The following is a 463-nucleotide window of genomic DNA, read 5'->3' as shown; positions in this document are numbered from 1 at the left end:
CATCCAAACCGATTTGACCGCGTTGTTGCCAAGCGAGCAGCAACCCGATGCCTTACTGACGGCTGCGGATAAAGCCGCAGAAGCGCAGCTCAATTCGCAAGTTATTTTGCTTGCCGGCAGTACCGATGCCGAAACCGCTTTTCAGACGGCCTCTCAAATTGCCGATGCATGGCGCAAAAGCGGCGTATTTGAACAAGTCGACAGCAGCATGACGCCAAATTTGGACAAAGTGCGGGCGGATATGCAGAAGCTGAGCTTGGCCGTTTTGCCGCAAGACGAAATCCGCCTGCTGTTTGAGCAGCCGCAAGCCTATTTTCAAGCGCGCGCAGAAGCCGCGGCCAATCCTTTTGCCACCCCCTCCCCTTTGTCTTTAGAACAAGACTGGCTGGGCTTCGGACGCTTTGTTGCCGACAAAGCCAATCCGCAAAGCCGTTTGCAGTGGGACATGGACAACGGCATGTTG

General features: G+C 55.1%; 1 pseudogene. It reads left to right on the top strand.

The features are described from left to right. Positions 1 to 463: pseudogene (locus ACTHUE_RS20270) on the top strand (MMPL family transporter); the annotation flags it as partial.

It is taken from the genome of Neisseria sp. P0021.S005 (genome assembly GCF_051956955.1).
This window is presented reverse-complemented; position numbering and strand designations above follow the sequence as displayed.